Here is a 20,755-nt window from a genome sequence, read left to right as displayed (position 1 = left end):
CACAAGGTAAACTGGTCTCTTATTAATTAATGGGATAAAGCAACATTAAATGAAGCAGCGGTTTTCGCTTTTACCTCTTCCAATGTTACACCCTCTGCTAATTCGATGAGTTGCATGCCAGCATCTGTAAAATCGAATACAGCTAAGTCCGTTATTAATCTGTGCACGACACCTTTGCCTGTTAACGGTAGCTCACACTGCTTTTTAATTTTTGACTCGCCATTTTTATTGACATGCTCCATCACCACAATAACTCTTTTCGCGCCGACAACAAGGTCCATAGCACCGCCCATGCCTTTAATCATTTTTCCTGGAATCATCCAATTCGCTAGATCCCCAGTTTCCGAAACTTCCATACCACCTAAAATGGCAAGATCAATATGCCCCCCACGTATCATGGCAAAGGAATCAGCGCTATCAAAAAAGGATGCGCCTGGCACGGCTGTCACCGTTTCCTTCCCTGCATTAATGAGGTCAGGGTCTACCATACTCTCCTCTGGATAAGGGCCAATGCCAAGAAGGCCATTTTCAGATTGTAATAACACCTCGTAGTCAGCAGGAATAGCATTGGCAATAAGTGTTGGGATACCAATACCTAAATTGACATTCATACCATTTTCAATTTCTTGCACTGCTCTATTCACTATTCTATGTCTTGTATCCACCATCATGCTTCCTCCTTTTTCACTGTCAAACGCTCGATACGTTTTTCATATTTGTCACCGAGTAAGACACGTTGCACAAAGACACCTGGTGTGTGGATATGATCTGGATCTAGTTCGCCCACTTCCACAATTTCTTCTACTTCTGCAATTGTAATTTTGCCAGCCATTGCTGCTAACGGATTAAAATTACGTGATGTTTTTCTATAAATTAAGTTGCCTAGCTTGTCTGCTTTCCATGCTTTGACAAGCGCAAAATCTGCAACAATCCCTTGTTCTAAAATATATTCTTTATCATCGAAAACCTTTACTTCCTTGCCCTCCGCAATAGGCGTGCCAACCCCTGTCGCTGTATAAAACCCTGGAATACCCGCTCCACCAGCTCGTAGTCGCTCAGCTAACGTTCCTTGTGGCGCGAGTTCTACTTCTAACTCACCATTTAAAAATTGCTGTTCGAAAATTTTATTTTCGCCAACATAGGAAGCAATGATTTTTTTTATTTGTTTATTAGCTAGTAATAATCCTAATCCCCAATTATCTACTCCGCAATTATTGCTAACAACGGTTAAATCTTTTGTTCCCTTTTGTTGTAATGCTGCAATTGCCTTTTCTGGAATACCACATAAACCAAATCCCCCTACTGCTAACGTAGCGCCTTCCTTAATATCTGCAACGGCTTCCTCAAACGAATTCCACACTTTCCCGTTTTCCATATCGAAACCCCCTAAAATTGCTCGTTTATTAAGAAAAATTCTACATCATTCTTGTTTTATAAGTAAAGGAATTAATTGGAATACTATTTATTCTAAAATGGAATAACTGCATTGCTACTATGTTTCTTCCGATCGTATTGTCTTTAATAATTGCTTTAAAGCATAAGATTGATATGTATTTTTTTTCGTAATAACGCCAAGACGCCACGGCATATGATAGTTCTGTAACGGTATAATTTTTACATTTTGATTCGTCTGCTTTGCCGCAATAGAATAAGGCAACAGCGTTACACCCAAATTTGAAGACACTAACTCCACGATTAAATCCCATTGCGAGCTTTTGTATCCAATAATCGGTGTAAATCCAGCACTTTTACAGGATTTAATCACATAATCATGCAAAGTAAATTCCTCTGTAAAAATAATAAACGATTCATTTTTTAAATCTTGTAATAAAATAGTATCCTGTTTCGCTAAAGGATGCTGTTCATTTATATAGACAAAAAACTGATCTTCCACAAAAGATTGCACAACAAATTTTCGCTCGTCGGTAGGTAAAACGACAATCCCCATATCCACTTCACCATTTTCCACTAAAGTGCCTATTAACTTCGCTCCTCGTTCCACTAGCTCTAAATGAACATTTGGATATTGCTGATGAAACTTACGAGCAATTTCTGGGAAAAATAACGTGCCTATCAGTGGTGGAATACCTAATTTTATAGTTCCTGTTTTAATATTTAACAAGTCATCTAGCAATATATGCAAATCATGGACTGAGCGCATAATCTTTTGTCCTTGCTTATACACTATATGTCCTGCATCCGTTAACTCTACATGTCTTGTGGACCGATTCAATAGCTCAACATGGAGATTATCCTCTAATTTTTTTATGCTCTTACTTAATGACGGCTGGGATACAAAAGACTCATTTGCCGCTTTTGTAAAACTTCCATATTCCACCACATCCATAAATGCCTTTAAATCACGTAATTCCATTTAATGACCCCTTATTTATTCTTATTTGTTATAAATAAAATTCTAAAAGTATTTATTAGTAATAAATTCTATTCCTTCTCTTTTAATCCTTCTTCCATACCGTAACGGTAATAAATTCAAGAATAATAAGGTTTTCTTATATGTTCGATAATATTTAAATAACTAATTTCAGGAGAGCAGTCACAATTCTTTATTTCTATTTTACGTTTCTCTTACTGTTCTTTATACGATTTTTTTCTTTATTTACTAGTCACCCTATGTAATATTAGGAATAAGGGATGGTAGAAATAAAAGGGGGAGTATTAGATTGAAAACGTTAACAAAACTATCGAATGCTATTATGGAAAAATATTTGCCTGACCCATACATATTTGTCACTATACTCACAGTACTAGTGTTATTATTAGGGGTCACATTAACAGATTCCTCTCCATTAGATATGGTTACTTACTGGGGAGACGGCTTTTGGGAGTTATTATCCTTTACAATGCAAATGGTCATTGTTTTAGCTGCTGGACATATTTTAGCGAATAGCCCTGTCTTTAAAAAAGGCTTATCAGCAGTGGCTAGTAAAATTAAAACGCCAAGCATGGCAATTATAATTGTGACTTTTATTTCATTAATTGCCTGCTGGATTAACTGGGGATTTGGACTAGTCATAGGGGCACTTTTTGCAAAAGAAATTGCACGTCATGTTAAAAAAGTGGACTATCGTTTATTAATTGCCAGTGCTTATTCAGGGTTTGTTATTTGGCACGGAGGTTTAGCAGGTTCCGTTCCATTATCAATTGCAACGGAGGGGCATCCTTTTGCAAATATTATGGGTGTAATCCCAACAGATGTTACACTTTTCTCTTCATACAACTTATTTATTGTCATTGTCATTGTACTGACATTGCCATTATTTAACCGTTGGATGATGCCAAAGGAAGAGGATGTCGTAGAAATTGAACCTTCTTTATTAATCGAGGAAAAAATAGCGCTGCCAAAAGCTGAAAATCATTTTGCAAGCCGTTCAGAGCGCAGCTACATTCTAACAATATTAATTGGTCTTATCGGTGTTATTTATTTAATTCAGCATTTTATTACAAAAGGCTTTGTTTTAAATTTAAATGTTGTAAATACGATTTTTATTGTACTGGGGATTATTTTTCATGGTACACCGCAGCGTTTTCTTGCCGCTGCCCAAGATGCAATTAAAACAACAACAGGAATAGTATTCCAATTCCCTTTTTACGCCGGTATTATGGGGATGATGACCGCTTCTGGATTAGCGGCGGTATTTTCTGAATGGTTTGTCAACATTTCAAACGACCATACTTTCTATTTATTCACATTTTTCTCTGCGGGGCTTGTCAACTTTTTTGTACCTTCTGGCGGTGGTCAATGGACGGTTCAAGCACCCATTATGTTAGATGCTGCAACGACTCTAGGTGCGGATTATGCCAAAACGGCTATGGCGATCGCTTGGGGAGATGCTTGGACAAATATGATTCAGCCATTTTGGGCCCTCCCAGCACTCGCAATTGCAGGTTTAAAGGCAAAAGATATTATGGGATTCTGTTTATTTATCCTGATCTTTACAGGAATTATCATTAGTATCGGACTGTACTTCTTCTAGTTAATATTGAGTTTTTTAGAACCTCACAAAGAGCGTTAATACCGTTCTTGTGGGGTTTTTTGGTTTAGTTTAAGACCTAAGTAACCATTTTATTTTTTATAACGTCGATATATTAGACTAGTTGAGAGTTTTTTGAGAGTTTCATTTCCTATAATCAAATAAGAAATTTGTCATAATTTATCAAAGATTGGAGATAGCACAGATGTTGAAGCAATTGCTTGAAAATCGTACCGTTAATTTGGATTATATGGGTTTCTCATTTCAGCACCACGTATATGAACTACAAAATTGTGTAGAAGTATTAGGAATTGAAGCGAAGTGGCTACAAGTTGAAAATAATCAAATTGCAGTGGCTTATATGGACGATAATAGTATTTTTATAAAAAGTATGCACTACGGGAAAACAATGATGAAGTTAACAGATGGTATTCATGAAGCAAATGTACAGCTATCTGTTTTACCTTCAGGAGAAATAAATGTAGAAGTTAAGCCTTACATAGGAAATGCTAATATTGTATCTGTTTATTTCCGAGCAATTTTAGCAGATACTGCGATTGCCATTGATTTAAAAGGGGCACTGAAAAATTTCCTCATTGCTAATCGGTTTATGAACGATGGGGACAGTATTTTGGAAGTACACTATCAATCCATGCATCCCAATGTCTTAAAAGATTCTTATGCGGGTAATTTTGTATTAGGTTGTCATCCTATGGGCGGTTCCATTACAAATTGTAATGAATATGCTTTGGCTAATCGTATAGCAAATTTAAAATTTACAAAAATCATTATTTTACAAGATGGCGTACACAAAATTATTGCCTTAAAAATGTTATTATCTTTCGTCATTAGCAATCGAATTTTTGTTAATAATGAGCTATCAATGGACTCTCATCTGTCGTTGTTTTAATTATGCTTTCGGATGGACTAAATTGATTCTGTTAGGATGTTCATTATTACTGTTAAAAAGACAAATAATCTTCAGCGACGTGTAGCCGGCAATTGCAGCATGTACAGGAAACGATTTGCGTGCAGCCCCTTCTCCCTATACAGAGGGAACGTCATTATAGCTACACCAATGTTCTATCAAATTATATAAAAAGGAATTTTTTTGATGCTGATTTTTTTAATACTGTTTTTTGTCGTTATCATAGGAAGCTATTTGATACGGAAAACGCTGCATATTAGAAAGTGCCGTATGGAAAAGAAAAAGGTTATGGAGGAACGGCTAAAGCACCTTATTATTACGAACACTAAGCAGCCACAAAAATAATTTAAACGCACTTTGTTATAAACAAAAAATTTAAATACAAACTATACTTTTTATTTCATTTCTAATTAGTTTAGTGTTAAACTATCTATTGTTATTTAAATAAAGTTATATTGACTATGATTTATTTTTAACTGTCAATACTCTGTTTATCACTCATTCTAGGAGGAGTTATGTATGAAACGTGTGGAAAATAAAGTAGCGCTTGTTACTGGCGGCGCGTCAGGAATTGGTTTATCCGCAGCAACTTTGTTAGCGAAAGAAGGAGCAAAAGTTGTTATTGCTGATTTTAATATTGAAGGAGCTAAAGAAGTTGCAGCTACTTTAGTGAAAGAAGGTTATGAAGCATCAGCAGTGTTCTTAGATGCAGGCGATGCTCAATCTATTGAAGATGCCGTAGAATTTACTGTTGCACAATACGGTACGATTACTGTTTTATTTAATAATGTTGGTTTAACAAACTTACAAAAAGATTTAGATGTTGTAAATATTGATTTAGATGAGTGGGATCGTCTAGTAAATGTAAACTTAAAATCAGTTTTACTAGGTAGCCGCTTCGCTATCCCTCATATGCAAAAAGCTGGTGGTGGTTCTATCATTAACACAGCTTCTATGGGCGCATTTGCAAGTGACCAAATACGTACAGCATATGGTACGACAAAAGCCGGCGTTGTTCACTTAACTAAATATATTGCCACTCAATATGGTAAAGATAAAATCCGTTGTAATGCTATAGCGCCAGGGTTAATTTTAACACCTGCAGCTAAAAATAACTTACCACAGGATTTACTAGATATTTTTACAAAATATAACGCGCTACCATACAACGGTGAAGCTGATGATATCGGCTACGCAGTAGTGTATTTAGCATCTGACGAATCGAAATTTATGACTGGTCAAACACTTCAAATCGAAGGCGGCCATTACATGGCAAACCCAACTATTGCAGATACAAATATTTGGGCTGCCAATCTACAAAAATAATTACCTTTTTAACTAATTGAAGTCGTTTGCACTTACAAACAGTGTTTAAATTTCTCGATATTTATCCCCTTGTTGTCTAAGGCTGTAGATACATTCTGAACTAAAGGAATTGTCTACAGCCTTTTTTAATTGTTTGAGTACCTGGCAACTATCCCTTTTCGAAGGCTAATTTAATGCCGAAGCCAATTAAAACGGTGCCTGTTAGACCTTCGATTACTGCCTTTGTCTTAGGCTTCTTCATAAAAGCACTAATTTTATCTAATAAATAGACATAGAAGACAAACCATAAAGCGGTTAAAGCGGTATAAATAAGCCCCATTAATAGAAATGGCAAAAATGTGCTGTTAGAACCGTCTACAAATTGCGGTAAGAACGTTAAAAAAAAGACTGCTACTTTTGGATTTGTAACATTGGTTAAGAAGCCTTGTTTAAAGCAAGATTGATGTGCATATTTGTTGTCGATTTGCGTCTCCTCATCGACAACTGGTGACTGCGCTCGCATCGTTTTTAATGTCCATAATGTCTTGACACCTAAGTAACATAAATACACCGCTCCGACGTATTTTACAATCGCAAATAGATAAGCAGATTTTACAATTATCGCTGAGAGGCCAATAACCGGCGCTAATGTATGAATAAATAATCCACAGCAGGAGCCTAGAATCGTTTGTAAGCCCCCTCTTTTATTGTTGGTTAATGTATTTTTTGTCGCAATAGCTGTATCAGGTCCCGGCAAAATAATTAATAAAATACACATCAGTAAAAACATCGGTATATTCTCCATGTTAACCGCCCCCTCTTGATTCGTCTGAAAATTATAAAAATAATTTTACCATACGTAATCTGCTTGAAAAAGATTGAAAAAGAGCGGACTTCAAAATCTTTTTCATTCTAATTAATTGACATATAACCATAAGGTGTTATATATTCTTAACACCTTATGGTTATATTTTTTAAAAAAGAGGAGACTTTACGATGTCAGAGCAACTGCAAAATATTGTGAAAACCGTTACATTCAACGCGCCTATTGAGAAGGTTTGGGAAACTATTACAAATGCTGAAAAACTAGGATCTTGGTTTATGCCCAATGATTTTAAACCAATAGAAGGGCATGCATTTACACTACAATCACCCTTTGGACCATCGCCCTGTAAAGTTGAAAAAGTAGATGCACCAAATTTTGTGCGTTTTGCTTGGGATACTGATGGGTGGTTTGTTACATTTGAGTTAAAACCGTCTGGTGAGCAAACAGTATTTACATTAACTCATGGTGGCTGGAAAGATGCATCTCATCTAATTCCAAAAGCAAACATGCCTGCGGACGCTGTTCGTCAAAATATGGACAATGGTTGGTCAATGCTTGTTGGCAAAAAATTAAAAGAGACTGTGGAAAATGCATGACGCAGCTTGCAGACAAGGTTGATGTTTTTCAAGCAATTGCTGACCCGACAAGACGTCATGTACTACAACTATTAGCATCAAGCGATAAACCGATAGCACTAATTGCTGACCACTTTACAATTAGTAGAACTGCTGTCGTCAAGCATCTACACGTTTTAGAACAAGCCGAGCTAGTATCCGCCCAAAAGAAAGGGCGAGAGAAAATTTACACTTTACACATGGATCGATTAAAAGAGATTGAAGACTGGCTACAATATTTTGACTTGTTTTGGGATAATAAATTGGCGCAGTTGCAACATATTATTGACAACGAATAGCGTAAAACATAAGCCGCAACAATATGCAAAATTGTTGCGGCTTACATGTTTTTATCTCATATAAAATAATCCACCATTTATAATTTCTATTTTAATTTTTGCATCATATTGTTCTTCTAATGCTTTTTTCTCAACCTCATAACACTCTGGCTTTTCCTCTATATCTTCATAAAAGTAGTCTAAAACGCGTTGGTCTCGTTGCCATCTCTTTTTAGCTTGTTCAGCCCATGTATGGTCATCCTGTTGAATAATTGCATCGATTGCTTTGTCCAAGCGTTGAAGTGCACGTTCTGGCTTAATAATATGCTGTACATAAAATGCATTTTCAGATTGCGTGCTATCCCAATCGATGCTAATTATTGCTTCATGGAAATTATTATTTATCGTTCCTGTCAGTAAGTTAATACCAAAAGAGTACAGCATTTCTTTCGTTCGATCGCAACAATACGACACTTTATAATTTACGCCTAGCCACGGGGTAAGCAATACTTGCCCTGTCCCTGCATCCACTTTTTGAAACATTTGAACAAAAGCTCCTAGCTCTCTTGTTGCTTGAAATATTTGATTGAGCCTGGGTGAGCCAAAATGGACAACTTCCCCGATTACTTTTCCTGACATTGTATTTTGATCTGTAATAAAGGTAACTTGTGCAGGGTTTGGTTCGCCATTGGTTGCTTCTACATATTGCCAGTAAAAAGGGCGGTTCATTATTCTTTTATCCATAGCAATCGTTAATTGTACTGTTAAATAATGTTCATCCTCAAAGACCATATCACATTCATTTTCTAAGAAAAATTGCCGTAAATAATTATGAACTTGTTGTGAATACATGCCCCTCTCCCCTTACAATAACAATCTTTTATTTCATTCACTTAGGCTCCATTTCCAAATTTCATAAGCAACAATGCACTTCTACTATGAAAGCTTAGACGGTTTTTTTGATATTCGTTAAAATGGCATCTAAGTCACCAACTACCTTTTCAAAAACATCGATTTTTGTATGCAGCAATGCCAAAATATCTATTTCAATCGTGTCTTCTACTGCAAGATTATAAATATGAACATCATGTTCTTGACCCAGACGATGCACACGACCTATGCGTTGTTCAAGCTTCATTGGATTCCAAGGCAAATCGTAGTTGATGACGTGATGGCAAAATTGAAGGTTAATCCCCTCTCCACCTGCCTCAGTTGCAATCAGCACTTGCGCTTTTTCCTTAAATACGTGTTTCATGTAATCCCGCTTGTTTTTATTAAACTTACCATTAAATAAAACACTCGTAATACCGTGTGAGTGTAAATACCACTGCAAGTAAATTTGTGTTGCACGATACTCTGTAAAAATAATGACTTTATCTTTTGCTTGTTCAATAATCTCAAGCGTTTTTTGGGCCTTTGAATTGACTTCTAACGCCATTACTTTGGCTAAAATTTCTTCTAACTCTTCACGTTCAGTACTGTTTTCAAGCATTTTAGATAATGTTAGTGCAGTTGCCTCTTTGCTGCTGCACATTTCCTTTTGCAACGTAATTAATGAAAAAGAGGCTGTAGATGTTAGCGTCCCAAGCAGCTGATACACTTCCATTTCCTCTGGGCTAAACTGAATTGGCACAATTTGAACACGTCTATTGGTCCACTCAATACCCGTGTCCTCTCTTCGATTTCTTACCATCACTTGATTGACTAATTCTTTTAAATAGTCATCATGCTGTAAATCGTGCTTGCTTGCAGAAAATGCAGACTGGAACGTTTCATAATTACCAAGATGACCTGGTTTTAGTAGCGAAATAAGATAATAAAGTTCAAAAACATCATTTTGAATAGGAGTTGCCGTTAGTAATAAGCAAAACTTCTTCTTTAATCCTTGTACGAAATCGTATATTTGGGTTTTATGATTTTTTAATTTATGCGCCTCGTCAATAATAATCATGTCATAATCTTGCGCATAAATAAGTTCTTTATGTGGGCTTTTTTTGGCGGTATCCATGCTCATAATAACAATATCGTAACGCTCAATTGGGCAATTTTTTTTATACGCTATTGCGGGAATGTGGAATTTTTGATTCAATTCTTCTATCCATTGGTTAATCAGAGATGCTGGTGCTAAAATTAAAGCCTTTTTTACAAGCCCTCGTATCAAATATTCCTTTAAAATAAGACCTGCTTCAATCGTTTTACCAAGTCCCACCTCGTCTGCTAGTATCGCTTTCCCATTCATACGTTCAATAACGGTTTGCGCTGCTTCTAATTGATGGGCAAGTGGTGTTAGTTTGGGCAAAAATTTAGGCGCTTGTAAACCAGTAAATTCCGGAATTAAATTCATTTTCACAATTTCATAGTTCATTTTGTACAAAGTCCAACTATGCCATTTTTCAGCATTATTTAGCCTATTTAAAAAGCCTTCTTGCCAATCGGACGACCTCTCCACTATCATGATCATCACCTCATGCTATTATTTCTAAATTAGGTTGTCCAAAAAAGAAAAAGCTATGACCATTATTTATAGGAATATCTCAGTAAGTAAGACGATCTTTTAATCGAATAAAACCAACCCTATTTTCTAGTTTTCGTAAAAAATACTATTTTCCTTTGATTTTTAGTTCTATTTTCAAATTTTTCGAAATAAATTTACATTTATAGGCTTATTTAATATTCTTAGTAGAAATAAGCACACAATATTGCACTAAGATTTTAGTAATTGCTTTGGAAGACGGTAATTTTTGCTAGAATAACAAAAATATAAATGTTGAGGAGAGGGTTCCATGTCAACTAATAGTCTTTATCAAAAAAATTATTTTAATCGTTTAGGTGAATTCGCTAACCTTTCACCTGAATCGTTTCATGCCTTTGTTAAATTCGATACACTCGCATTAAAGGAAGGGAAATTATCGGCTAAATTAAAAGAGTTAATCGCCATTGCTGTGGCTCATACGACAGGTTGTCCTTATTGCATTGAATTGCATATTACACAGGCTAAACAAAAAAATGCTTCAAAAGAAGAGGCTAGTGAGGCTATTATGATTGCTACCGCACTCAAGGCGGGTTCCGCTCTAGCCCACGGGGTCAATGCCTTAAACGCCTATGATGGCAATGCGGATGAGGAACTATATAAAGAACAGTATTTTTTACGAATTAAAGAATTTTCTTCTCTACATTCTAGCGCCTTTAATGCTTTTATTGACTTTGATACAAAAGCAATGAAGGACGGGCTATTAACAGGATATGACAAAGAACTCATTGCTATCGCTGTTGCCCATACTACAGGCTGCCCTTATTGCATTTCTCTACATGTCCAAGCAGCAAAAAAATTAGGCGTTTCCAAAGAGGAAATTGCTGAGTCTATTATGGTTGCTACTGCATTAAAGGCTGGTTCTGCTTTAGCCCATGGTGTCAATGCCTTAAACGCCTTCGATCAAGTAGCCCTTCTAACGTAAAATATTTAGACTGTTTTGTTAAAAGAGCAAGGTGTTAGATTGACCGCAATCAATCTAACGCTTTTTTTTGCGGTAATCGTTATTATTCGCTAAGGTAACTCGCTTACAAATTCAATGTTTTTTATTAAATGTACGCTTTAAATACTTTTTGTTACACTATTGGAAAAAGAGGTTACTATGAAAAGAAAAAAAATCTTTATTCTACATGAAATTTACGGTGTAAATGATTTTATAAAAGATCAAGGACAAACATATAGTGATTCAAATACAAACGTAGAATGTATTTCTCTGTATTCCAACGGCAAAGTATTTTCATATAGTCAGGAAAAGGAAGCTTATCAATATTTCACGCAAGAAATCGGCTTTGATCGCCCACTTGAACGACTAACACTTCGTCTATTAGAAGCAAAAGTACAATATGATGAAGTGGTTTTAATCGGATTTAGCGTCGGTGCAACATTGGCATGGAGACTCTCTAACTTACCAATTCATCGTATTATTTGTATTTACGGCTCACGAATACGTCAATACTTAGACGTCCATCCTACATGTCCAACACTGGTCATTTTACCTAGTCATGAAAAAAGCTTTGATGTGAATGAATTGAAAAAGGAAATAGAGCGATTGCCGTTTGTACAAACTGCTCAATTAAGTGGGAAGCATGGCTTTATGGACTACAACAATTCAAACTATTGCAAAAATAGTTATTTACAGGCGCAATCTGTCATTCATCATTTTTTACATAAGGAACAGCTATAAGGAGTGCTTAGCATGAACCAAAATAAATATATTGAAATCGAACCTTATATTGAATCAGGAAATATTATTTATCCAAGCTTTCAATTTCCACTGCAACCAGACTGTATTATTGGCATTTATACTGACGTTGCTAAAATCAAGCCATTAATGGAATGGTTTTTAAAACAACCTAATTGTTATACTTGTTTGCGAGAAAGTGCTTTATATGAACGCCTGACAGTGATGGAGTATATTCAATTTTGTTTGAAGCTTTATACAATTCCCTTGCACAATAAAGACGAAATTTTAAAGCTTTTAACACTTACCGAACACAAAAACAAAAAAATCAATAAACTTCAAAACGGTGAAAAGCAACGTTTAAAACTGCTTCATACATATCTTAATTCAGCACAAATTCAAATAATCGAGGAACCATTTCAAAATCTAGATGAATTTTCAAAGCATAGCGTACAACAATTACTTGCCGCTCTACAAAAAAAAGAAAAAACCGTTATTTTACTGTCAAATAATTTGGAAGACTTAATTACTTCGAGTGGCGAAATATATAGATTAGATGCATTAGGTTTACATGCACTGGATGTAAAAGAGGATGAAATTGAAACAGTTTCCACACCAATCGACAATGCACCTATCCGCTTTGATAAAATCCCAACAAAGAAAAATGACAAAATCATTTTATTTAACCCACCAGAAATAGATTATATTGAAAGTGTGGAAGGCGTTGTGAGCGTATATGTTGCAAATGAAGCCTATCCTTGCACACTATCTCTTAATGACTTAGAACAGAAATTGACACCATTCGGCTTTTTTAGAAGCCATCGTTCTTATATCGTTAACCTCCAAAAGGTACGCGAAATCATTACTTGGACCCGCAATAGCTACAGTCTTGCGTTAAATAGCAATGAAAAAACGGTTGTCCCTTTGTCGAAAAACAAACTTGCGGATTTAAAAGAAATACTCGGAATATAGTAGATTTCCCAGGAAATAAACGACTCCTGTCAGCTAAATATTTCTCCATTGAAGGTCATTTTTCTGCCTTTCACCTGTAATTTAATGTCTACTTCTCCATCACACTGTAAAGTTAAGTTAACAACAACTACAGGAGGTTTACACATGGAGACAGTTATTGATGTACAACATTTAAATAAGGTGTTTAATAGGGAAACTGCCTTGCAGGATGTTTCTTTTACAATTAAAAAGGGTGAAATATTCGGTTTTCTTGGCCCAAGTGGCTCGGGCAAAACGACGACTATTAAAATTTTAACTGCACAAACAGAAAAAACTGCAGGTGACGTTTCATTATTTAATCGACCTGTCAGTGAAATGAAGAGCAGTCAAAATCGTCAACGCTTTGGCATTTTAACTGATAATAGTGGACTGTATACGCGACTTTCAATCGAGGAGAATTTATTACTCTATAGTAGTTTATATCAATTGACCAATTCAGCAGTAAAGGAAGCATTAGATTTTGTGAACCTTTATGCAGAACGTAAAAAGAAAATAAGTCAACTTTCTAAAGGGATGATACAGCGTGTGACATTAGCTCGTGCCATTATGCACAAACCTGAATTACTATTTTTAGACGAGCCAACTTCAGCACTTGACCCTGTTAATACGCAACATATTTACAATGGCTTACGCAAATTAAATGAGCTCGGGACAACAATCTTTTTAACAACACATGATATGAGTGAAGCAGAAATACTGTGTGATCGAGTTGCCTTTTTACATCAAGGTAAAATACGTGCGATTGGTTCACCAAAGCAATTAAAAAAAGAATTTGGAGATGAAACTATTACGGTCGAATTAACAAATGGTCAATACGAGACGATTCAAAATGGCGAACAGGATGCACAAAAACTATACGATTGGATGCAATCGAATGCAGTTGCACGTCTATACACAAACGAGCCAACTTTAGGAGATATTTTTATGCAAATAACAGGGAGTGATTTAATATGAACATGTCATTTACACGTATTCAAGCAATTTTTATGAAAGACTACAAGGAATTTTCACGAAATTATGCAGTATCTGTTATGGTTTTTTTACCCCTTATATTAGCGTTTGCTTACAACAAGATTGGCACGAGCAGTATTGATGCATACTTTTTACCAATCAACTTAGTATTCGCAGTTGTAACTGCCTATGTACAATGTTGTTTAATTGCTGAAGAAAAAGAGAAAAATACGCTTCGAAATTTAATGCTATCCCCTGCTTCACTGGCAGATATTTTAATAGGAAAAAGCTTGTTCGTCTTTATTGTTACTGTTGTTGTAGTTAGTTTGGCTATTTTCCTTGTTGGTTATGAGCCTGCCAATCTTTTAATCCTAGCGATTGCCCTATTGCTCTCTACCGTATTCTATATTGCTTTAGGAACATTATGTGGATTATTTGCCAAAACGATTATGGAAGCATCCATCATCGTGATGCCCGTGATGTTTATTTTCTCCTTCGGACCGTTTGCCCTATCACTGGCTTCTGTCTACCCAATCTTAGAATTGGCGAAATGGCTACCAAGCTCACAGCTAGTGCTATTAGCAGAAGCTTTAGAAGGTCCCTATACGATGATGGATTGTATTATTCCAATCGTTACGATTACCGTTTGGTCGTTGTTAACATGGGGAATCACAGGATTTATTTATAAAAAATTAAATTAGGTAGATTAAGTGCCAGGCACTCAAACAATTTAAGTGCCAGGCACCCAGACAATTTCACTTATTTAAAGTAATTGTTGTTCAAGTTGTTCGATTTCTTGTAATGTATCAGCATACCAAATACCAATAAATCGCGATGCTACTTTATTTTCAAAATAATCCCCATCATAAAAGGATAGTGGCAATAGAACACCTTGTTTAATACATTGCTCGATTGTTTGAAAAAATGATGCATTCTCCTCTACACCTTTTGATGCATAGGAAGCAAATTTATTAACCGGTTTGCCTAACGCTTCATGAAACATAAGCATAGATGTCGAGCCGTTTTGACGGAAGTTTAAATCAATCGCTTGCACATCTCCTGCTTCTGTTACGATTAAATCAAATCCCGCAACACCCACAAAGCCCTCTGCTACACCACGCTCCATTATATGGCTTCCTACTTCAATCACTTTTTCTGGTACTTTCTCTACAATAACATTTCCTTCGTATATGCCATTGTCATCTGTCATTTGTTTAGAAGCACCCAAATATTGTATACCAAGCGCTTCTGAATAGACGAACTGGCAACTATAATTATCCTTTGCTTGCAATAACTCTTCAATAATAATACTTTCTGTCCCATTCATTCGAAATTGACGTAAACCTTCTGTGAGCTCATCCTGATTCTGGCAAATAATAACGCCGTACCCACCAGAAGTGGGCGAATCATCTCCAGGCTTGAGTACAACAGGTGGCTTCCAATTTTTCATTGCATCCGATAATTTATACAGCTCAATGTTTAAACGGCTTGGCACGTATTTACTGTCAATTAAATGATCAATGTAAGCTTTCGTATTAAGCTCATTAAATTTTGCTGCATCCATCCAATAACAATTTCGATTCATATCCTCTGCGTCATGTAAATACTGACAAACAATCGTCTTCCCTTCCGCACACCATGCATCTAATTGTGCTAAATATTCTTCTTGCGTTTCATACGTATACGGTTGCTCTATCCAAGCTAAACCAGCTAAATCGTGTAGCTTTTTAGCTTTTGCTGTTTGTGTTGCACGGTGCACTAAAACGGGAATATCAGCAATGGCTACTTCCCTTGAGGTTAATGCATCTAGTTTATGACAATCATCCATCATCCATGGATTATCGCTATATGGTGTACGAGGTGTATAAACAGCATTGTCACCATATATTTGTCGCAATGTTAATTTTGGCTTCAACATACTAATCCCCCACTTTTCAAAAATAGATTTTAAATAATCTACCCTTGAATAACTAAAACCACACTTTTTTTGACAAAAACTAGATTATTAGACTACTAACCATCCATTTTTTTACTGATTTTTAATAAGTAAGAGGAAGCGCTACTGTGTTTTGAAGTTACTCCATTTCTAACAACATTTCTAACCGTGCCTTTACTTCTGGCCATTCTTGTAATGTAATACTATACATCACTGTGTGCCGTGTTGAGCCATCTTTACGAATCATATGATTGCGTAGAACCCCCTCTTTTGTAGCCCCTATACGTTCGATTGCCTTTTGTGAACGTATATTGTCATAATCTGTTTTAATTTGAACTCGTTGTAGACCAAGTACTTCAAAACAATAGGTAAGTAATAAATATTTACAATTCGTATTGACCGCAGTACGCCAAAATGAAGGAGTCAACCAAGTAGTCCCTATTTCTAACCGTTGATGCTTGCTATCAATATCCATAAAACGAGTTGAGCCTATAATTTGTCCTGATAACTTATCCACAATGACAAATGGATACTCCTTCATGAGGCTTTTGTTAGACAATGCATTTTCCACAAAGTTCTGCACATCACTTTTATCCTCAATCGTTGTGGACATATATGACCAAATCTCTGGATAACTGCCTGCAACCAATAGCGCTTGACTATCCTCTCTCACTAAAGGTCTTAATAATACAACGTTATTTTCTAACATGTTAAATTTCATTGTCCTTCACTCCTTTTTTCATTATTAAACAGGATTTTTGATATGATGAATATAACCAATTTTCAAAATTTCAACCATACCAAGGAGCTGTGAAATGAAATGGAACTAGCTATCTCCTTTATCGGAAATAAGCCTAAATATGCACAGATTTATGAAAACATAAAACATGCTATTCTTTCGAAAAGGCTTCTAGCCCATGAACAATTGCCTTCCAAACGAATGCTTGCGACAACATTACATGTTAGCGTTCATACAATAAAAGAAGCCTATGAGCAACTGCTTGCAGAAGGTTATATTTATAGTAAAGAGCGCTCAGGCTACTACATTGCGCAATTGGAGTTTGAATGGCTCCAACCATTACAAACAGAAAAATCGGCTCCTTTGCCTATGACCGAACAATCAGTAACCTATGATTTTAGTAATGGTCATGTGGATAAAGACGCGTTCCCCTTCTCCATTTTCCATAAGTTAATGAAACAGCATTTTACTATTAACAGTTTATCAACAAGCCCATGGCAGGGAGAAGCAGCTTTACGACAGGAAATTGCCAAGTATGTTGGACGCTCCAGAGGTATTCATTGTGAAGCATCACAAGTATTTATCTATAGTGGGACACAAAGCCAACTGCAAGCATTATGTCATTACTTTGGCCCACAAACGCATGTTGGCTTAGAGGAACCTGGGTTTAAACGTGTAAGGGCTACGTTACAGCAATGTGGTTTACCCATCTATCCAATTGCTGTGGATAACTTAGGTGTAACGATACCCCAACAGACTATTCACATGTTATACACAACCCCAGCTCACCAGTTTCCACTGGGGATGGTTATGTCGGCTGAACGACGGGCAGCACTGTTACACTGGGCGAACTTAAACGAGGCATTTATTATAGAGGATGATTACGATGGGGAATTTCGTTATAAGGGACTTCCAATCCCCTCTCTAGCAAATATGGATCAACTACAGCGGGTCATTTATTTTGGGACATTTTCAAAAACACTACTGCCGTCTCTTCGGATTAGTTATATGATTTTGCCTAAATCGCTCATTGCATCATTTTCTAGTTTTTATCAGGAACAAAAGTCCGTTGTGTCAAAAGTAGACCAGCTTGTACTAGCGGATTTTCTTGGACAAGGGCTATTTGACAAACATTTAGCCAAAATGCGTACGATTTATCGAAAAAAACAGCAAACCCTACTAGCAGCTATTGCTAATCATTTCTCCAATGAATTTATAGTTATAGGCGAACATGCTGGTCTACATATTATTGTAAAACTACCAAAAAGATTATCGGAACAAGATGCTCTTCATCTTGCTCATACAGTAGGCGTTAATGTTTATCCTTGTTCAACTTCATTTCAATCCCCTGCTGAACATGCGATGATAATTATTGGCTATGGAGGATTGTCACTAGAACAAATTGAAGAAGGTATTTCCTTACTTGCTTCTGTATGGCATGCCTCTTAATCTATATTCATTAATGTTTATGCATGTACTTGAAACTTTTTAAACTAGATTACGTATTCTAACTAAATGCATTCACAAGGGGAGTAGATAAATGGAGAATCGAGAGCAATTAATCAGCTATTTACAAGAAATTGAAGCGTGGGAGAAAGACCAAAAAGGACTATGGTTTTGGGAGAAATTAGGGCGCATTCCATTTAAAATTTTAGATAAGATGACCCCTGCCTTTATTCAACAAAAACTAGCTTTACTTGTTGATGAGCTAGGAAGTTATATTCAATCTGGTGGAAAATATTTAATTAATGAACAAATGATGATTCAAAAAATCCGTAACCAGTCTTCGAATCCTAATTTATTTGCAATTTCTGATATCGGGAATATTCCTTTAGAGGAGATGATCACTCTTAGTGACAAGCTTCAAAAAGAACGCGTAAAATTAGCAACCGTACAAGGTGCTTCGACTGGTTTTGGTGGTATTTTCACATTGGCGATTGATATTCCTTTTATATTAGGTATGGCTTTAAAAACATTGCAAGAAATAGCCATTATTCATGGCTACGATCCGAATGATAAAATGGAACGTATTTTCATTGTGAAATGTCTACAATTTACGTCAGCGGATATTGTGGGTAAAGAAGCTATTTTAGAAGAGCTGTCCTCTATGCACGACAGCAAGAACGCATCAGAAACGATGATTTCACAGCTTCAAGGTTGGCAGGAAGTATTTTTCACGTACCGCGATCAAATGGGCTGGAAAAAGCTTTTCCAAATGGTACCGATTGCGGGCATGATTTTCGGAGCATACGCTAATAAAGGCATGATGCAAGATGTTGCGGAGACAGGCATCATGCTATATCGAAAAAGAAGAATATACGAAAAACTAAATTAGTGCCAGTCACTCAAACAATTCTCACACAATTTAGCAAGAGCCTGGGAAAGGCTCTTGCGGTGCCAGTCACCCAAACAATTCTTACACAATTTTAATTAGGATTTTTCCTTGATGTTGACGGCTCTCCATAAAGGCATGTGCCTTTTCCATATCCTCTAAAGCAAACTCTGCTGCTATAGGCACTTGGAAACTTTCATTCTGTAATAAAGAAAATATTTCTGGAGCTACATGTTGCAATAATTCCGGCTTTAAAGCACGCGTCGTTCCTAAGCTAAAGCCTTTTACATTACGGCAACTACTATGTAAGTCAGATGTTTTTATTTGACCTGCCTGACCGCTACTGTTACCAAATTGCACAAGAGTACCGTATGGAGCTAAGCAATGAAAACTTTCTTCGGTAATGGCTCCTGCAATCGAATCAAAGACAACATCGACACCAAGACCATCTGTATAGTCATTTACTTTGGCACTAAAGTTCTCATATGTCAGAACATGATGTGCACCTAACTCATAGGCAATGGCTGCTTTTTCTTTAGTGCTAACAGTACCTATTATTTTCTTCACTCCACGCCTTTTTGCCATTTGAATAAGCATCGTTCCTACTCCACCTGATGCAGCATGAATTAAAATACTATCGTCTGTACCTAGTTGTGTAATTTGATGTGTTAACATATACGATAAAAATAAAACTGTTGGTATAGCAGCTATCTTTTTAAGAGGTACGTCATTCGGAATGTGGAACACTAGCTGTTCATTTGCGACAACATATTGTGCATATGCACCATTTTTAGGAAAAGCAATCACTTGGTCTCCTTTTTGAAAACCACTGCTATCATCAAAAACCTCTTCTATAACACCCGCAACATCTAATCCAAGGATCATTGGAAAATTCGCTTTCGCTTTATTGCCCGTTCTGTTTTTGATATCCGCAAAATTAACACTTGTATAGGACGCCCGTATTAGCACTTCCCCTTTGGAAATTGCTGGTTTTGGACAATCCACAAGTGTTAATACGGAAGGTGGTCCAAAAGCATTTATTGTAACAGCCTTCATCATTATCCCCCTTTCTGTTATAGTAAAATTATAACTAACTTTACATAAAAAAGTTACCATTTTTCAAACCGATAGGAGGATTGATGATGATAAAACCTAGGAAAGATACTTACAATGGCATTGACTGCAATTTCTTTGATATGAATAGTGACAAAATTTGTTTTATGTTCTCTGGTACAGGCTACAACTATGACAAACCCTTACTACATTACGCTACTTCATTGATGCTTGACTTCGACTATGATATTGTCCAAGTATGTTATACATTTGAACAACAATTGTTCCACAAGCCGCCAAACGTTATATCTGAAAAAGTTTTTAATACTGTCGATTCTATCGTGACCTATTATTTACAAACAAAAACTTACCAAAAAGTTGTTTACCTTGGAAAATCGAGGAACTATGCCAATTATTGATTTTTATATGCAACAGGAGACCGTTTTACCTTCCCACTATATACTGTTTACACCACTGCTATCTTTGGAACATACTATGCAAAATTTAATCCATCGACATTCCTTTTTAGCTATAGGAACAGCTGACCCTCACTTTACAGTGGAAAGACTTAACCAACTA

The 20,755-nt window shown here is 36.2% G+C and carries 22 protein-coding genes; 13 read left to right on the top strand and 9 right to left on the bottom strand.

Features of this window, described 5'->3' with window-relative positions; all coding sequences use genetic code 11:
- Nucleotides 1-26: 26 nt before the first annotated feature.
- From MHH88_RS01800 to MHH88_RS01790, 3 genes are all read right to left on the bottom strand, one after another.
- The gene (locus MHH88_RS01800; protein WP_274519752.1) at nucleotides 27-668 is read right to left on the bottom strand and encodes a 3-oxoacid CoA-transferase subunit B; all 642 of its coding nucleotides are present in this window, start codon (nucleotides 666-668) and stop codon (nucleotides 27-29) included.
- On the bottom strand, nucleotides 668-1,375 hold the full coding sequence (locus MHH88_RS01795; RefSeq protein WP_339261232.1) for a CoA transferase subunit A: 708 nt from the start codon (nucleotides 1,373-1,375) through the stop codon (nucleotides 668-670). Before MHH88_RS01795 ends, MHH88_RS01800 begins: the two co-directional genes overlap by 1 nt.
- A gap of 117 nt (nucleotides 1,376-1,492) precedes the next feature.
- The gene (locus MHH88_RS01790; RefSeq protein ID WP_339261230.1) at nucleotides 1,493-2,374 is read right to left on the bottom strand and encodes a LysR family transcriptional regulator; all 882 of its coding nucleotides are present in this window, start codon (nucleotides 2,372-2,374) and stop codon (nucleotides 1,493-1,495) included.
- A gap of 307 nt (nucleotides 2,375-2,681) precedes the next feature.
- Between MHH88_RS01790 and MHH88_RS01785 the strand changes: the two genes are divergently transcribed.
- The 3 genes from MHH88_RS01785 (at nucleotide 2,682) to MHH88_RS01775 (ending at nucleotide 6,246) form a co-directional block, all read left to right on the top strand.
- Nucleotides 2,682-3,995, top strand: coding sequence for a short-chain fatty acid transporter (locus MHH88_RS01785; protein ID WP_069512988.1), 1,314 nt, complete (start codon nucleotides 2,682-2,684; stop codon nucleotides 3,993-3,995).
- A 202-nt stretch (nucleotides 3,996-4,197) separates the two neighbouring features.
- Nucleotides 4,198-4,902, top strand: a complete 705-nt coding sequence (locus tag MHH88_RS01780; RefSeq protein WP_339261228.1) for a hypothetical protein — start codon at nucleotides 4,198-4,200, stop codon at nucleotides 4,900-4,902.
- A 537-nt stretch (nucleotides 4,903-5,439) separates the two neighbouring features.
- Nucleotides 5,440-6,246 (top strand): SDR family oxidoreductase, encoded by an 807-nt coding sequence (locus MHH88_RS01775; RefSeq protein WP_069512990.1) that lies wholly within the window; start codon nucleotides 5,440-5,442, stop codon nucleotides 6,244-6,246.
- Between the two features lie 148 nt (nucleotides 6,247-6,394).
- Here the strand turns inward: MHH88_RS01775 and MHH88_RS01770 are convergent, their stop codons facing one another.
- On the bottom strand, nucleotides 6,395-7,030 hold the full coding sequence (locus tag MHH88_RS01770; RefSeq protein ID WP_339261226.1) for a LysE family translocator: 636 nt from the start codon (nucleotides 7,028-7,030) through the stop codon (nucleotides 6,395-6,397).
- A gap of 191 nt (nucleotides 7,031-7,221) precedes the next feature.
- On the opposite strand from MHH88_RS01770, the gene MHH88_RS01765 reads away from it, so the two are divergent.
- Nucleotides 7,222-7,647: an SRPBCC domain-containing protein gene (locus MHH88_RS01765; RefSeq protein WP_069512992.1), complete on the top strand. Its 426-nt coding sequence runs from the start codon at nucleotides 7,222-7,224 to the stop codon at nucleotides 7,645-7,647.
- Complete coding sequence (locus MHH88_RS01760; RefSeq protein ID WP_339261223.1) at nucleotides 7,644-7,964, top strand: metalloregulator ArsR/SmtB family transcription factor; 321 nt, start codon at nucleotides 7,644-7,646, stop codon at nucleotides 7,962-7,964. Before MHH88_RS01765 ends, MHH88_RS01760 begins: the two co-directional genes overlap by 4 nt.
- A gap of 51 nt (nucleotides 7,965-8,015) precedes the next feature.
- Here MHH88_RS01760 and MHH88_RS01755 read toward each other — a convergent pair whose 3' ends face one another.
- Nucleotides 8,016-8,795, bottom strand: a complete 780-nt coding sequence (locus MHH88_RS01755; RefSeq protein ID WP_339261221.1) for a YqhG family protein — start codon at nucleotides 8,793-8,795, stop codon at nucleotides 8,016-8,018.
- 94 nt (nucleotides 8,796-8,889) lie between these two features.
- Nucleotides 8,890-10,398: an SNF2-related protein gene (locus MHH88_RS01750; RefSeq protein ID WP_339261219.1), complete on the bottom strand. Its 1,509-nt coding sequence runs from the start codon at nucleotides 10,396-10,398 to the stop codon at nucleotides 8,890-8,892.
- 328 nt (nucleotides 10,399-10,726) lie between these two features.
- Between MHH88_RS01750 and MHH88_RS01745 the strand changes: the two genes are divergently transcribed.
- From MHH88_RS01745 to MHH88_RS01725, 5 genes are all read left to right on the top strand, one after another.
- Nucleotides 10,727-11,398 carry a carboxymuconolactone decarboxylase family protein gene (locus tag MHH88_RS01745; RefSeq protein WP_069512996.1) on the top strand — a complete coding sequence of 224 codons (672 nt, stop codon included), beginning with the start codon at nucleotides 10,727-10,729 and terminating at the stop codon, nucleotides 11,396-11,398.
- Nucleotides 11,399-11,575: 177 nt separating this feature from the next.
- Nucleotides 11,576-12,157, top strand: a complete 582-nt coding sequence (locus MHH88_RS01740) for a dienelactone hydrolase family protein (protein WP_339261216.1) — start codon at nucleotides 11,576-11,578, stop codon at nucleotides 12,155-12,157.
- A 12-nt stretch (nucleotides 12,158-12,169) separates the two neighbouring features.
- The gene (locus MHH88_RS01735; protein WP_339261214.1) at nucleotides 12,170-13,126 is read left to right on the top strand and encodes a LytTR family transcriptional regulator DNA-binding domain-containing protein; all 957 of its coding nucleotides are present in this window, start codon (nucleotides 12,170-12,172) and stop codon (nucleotides 13,124-13,126) included.
- A gap of 144 nt (nucleotides 13,127-13,270) precedes the next feature.
- Entirely contained in the window at nucleotides 13,271-14,119 is an 849-nt protein-coding gene (locus MHH88_RS01730; protein ID WP_339261212.1) for an ABC transporter ATP-binding protein, read from the top strand.
- Entirely contained in the window at nucleotides 14,116-14,817 is a 702-nt protein-coding gene (locus tag MHH88_RS01725) for an ABC transporter permease (protein WP_339261209.1), read from the top strand. Before MHH88_RS01730 ends, MHH88_RS01725 begins: the two co-directional genes overlap by 4 nt.
- A gap of 62 nt (nucleotides 14,818-14,879) precedes the next feature.
- On the opposite strand, the gene MHH88_RS01720 is transcribed toward MHH88_RS01725, so the two are convergent.
- Nucleotides 14,880-16,034 (bottom strand): ATP-grasp domain-containing protein, encoded by a 1,155-nt coding sequence (locus MHH88_RS01720; RefSeq protein ID WP_339261207.1) that lies wholly within the window; start codon nucleotides 16,032-16,034, stop codon nucleotides 14,880-14,882.
- Nucleotides 16,035-16,191: 157 nt separating this feature from the next.
- Entirely contained in the window at nucleotides 16,192-16,773 is a 582-nt protein-coding gene (locus MHH88_RS01715) for a GNAT family protein (protein ID WP_339261205.1), read from the bottom strand.
- 99 nt (nucleotides 16,774-16,872) lie between these two features.
- Between MHH88_RS01715 and MHH88_RS01710 the strand changes: the two genes are divergently transcribed.
- Together MHH88_RS01710 and MHH88_RS01705 are read left to right on the top strand one after the other, a co-directional pair.
- On the top strand, nucleotides 16,873-18,240 hold the full coding sequence (locus MHH88_RS01710; protein WP_339261203.1) for a PLP-dependent aminotransferase family protein: 1,368 nt from the start codon (nucleotides 16,873-16,875) through the stop codon (nucleotides 18,238-18,240).
- 91 nt (nucleotides 18,241-18,331) lie between these two features.
- On the top strand, nucleotides 18,332-19,126 hold the full coding sequence (locus MHH88_RS01705; RefSeq protein WP_339261201.1) for an EcsC family protein: 795 nt from the start codon (nucleotides 18,332-18,334) through the stop codon (nucleotides 19,124-19,126).
- 81 nt (nucleotides 19,127-19,207) lie between these two features.
- On the opposite strand, the gene MHH88_RS01700 is transcribed toward MHH88_RS01705, so the two are convergent.
- Nucleotides 19,208-20,182, bottom strand: a complete 975-nt coding sequence (locus tag MHH88_RS01700) for a zinc-binding dehydrogenase (RefSeq protein WP_339261199.1) — start codon at nucleotides 20,180-20,182, stop codon at nucleotides 19,208-19,210.
- Between the two features lie 83 nt (nucleotides 20,183-20,265).
- On the opposite strand from MHH88_RS01700, the gene MHH88_RS01695 reads away from it, so the two are divergent.
- On the top strand, nucleotides 20,266-20,595 hold the full coding sequence (locus MHH88_RS01695; RefSeq protein WP_339261197.1) for a hypothetical protein: 330 nt from the start codon (nucleotides 20,266-20,268) through the stop codon (nucleotides 20,593-20,595).
- The last annotated feature ends 160 nt before the right edge of the window (nucleotides 20,596-20,755 follow it).

The sequence above is a fragment of the Lysinibacillus sp. FSL K6-3209 genome, assembly GCF_037976175.1.
In the GTDB taxonomy this organism is placed as follows: domain Bacteria; phylum Bacillota; class Bacilli; order Bacillales_A; family Planococcaceae; genus Lysinibacillus; species Lysinibacillus sphaericus_D.
The sequence above is the reverse complement of the archived record's forward strand: the minus strand, read 5'-3'. Positions and strand labels throughout refer to the sequence as shown.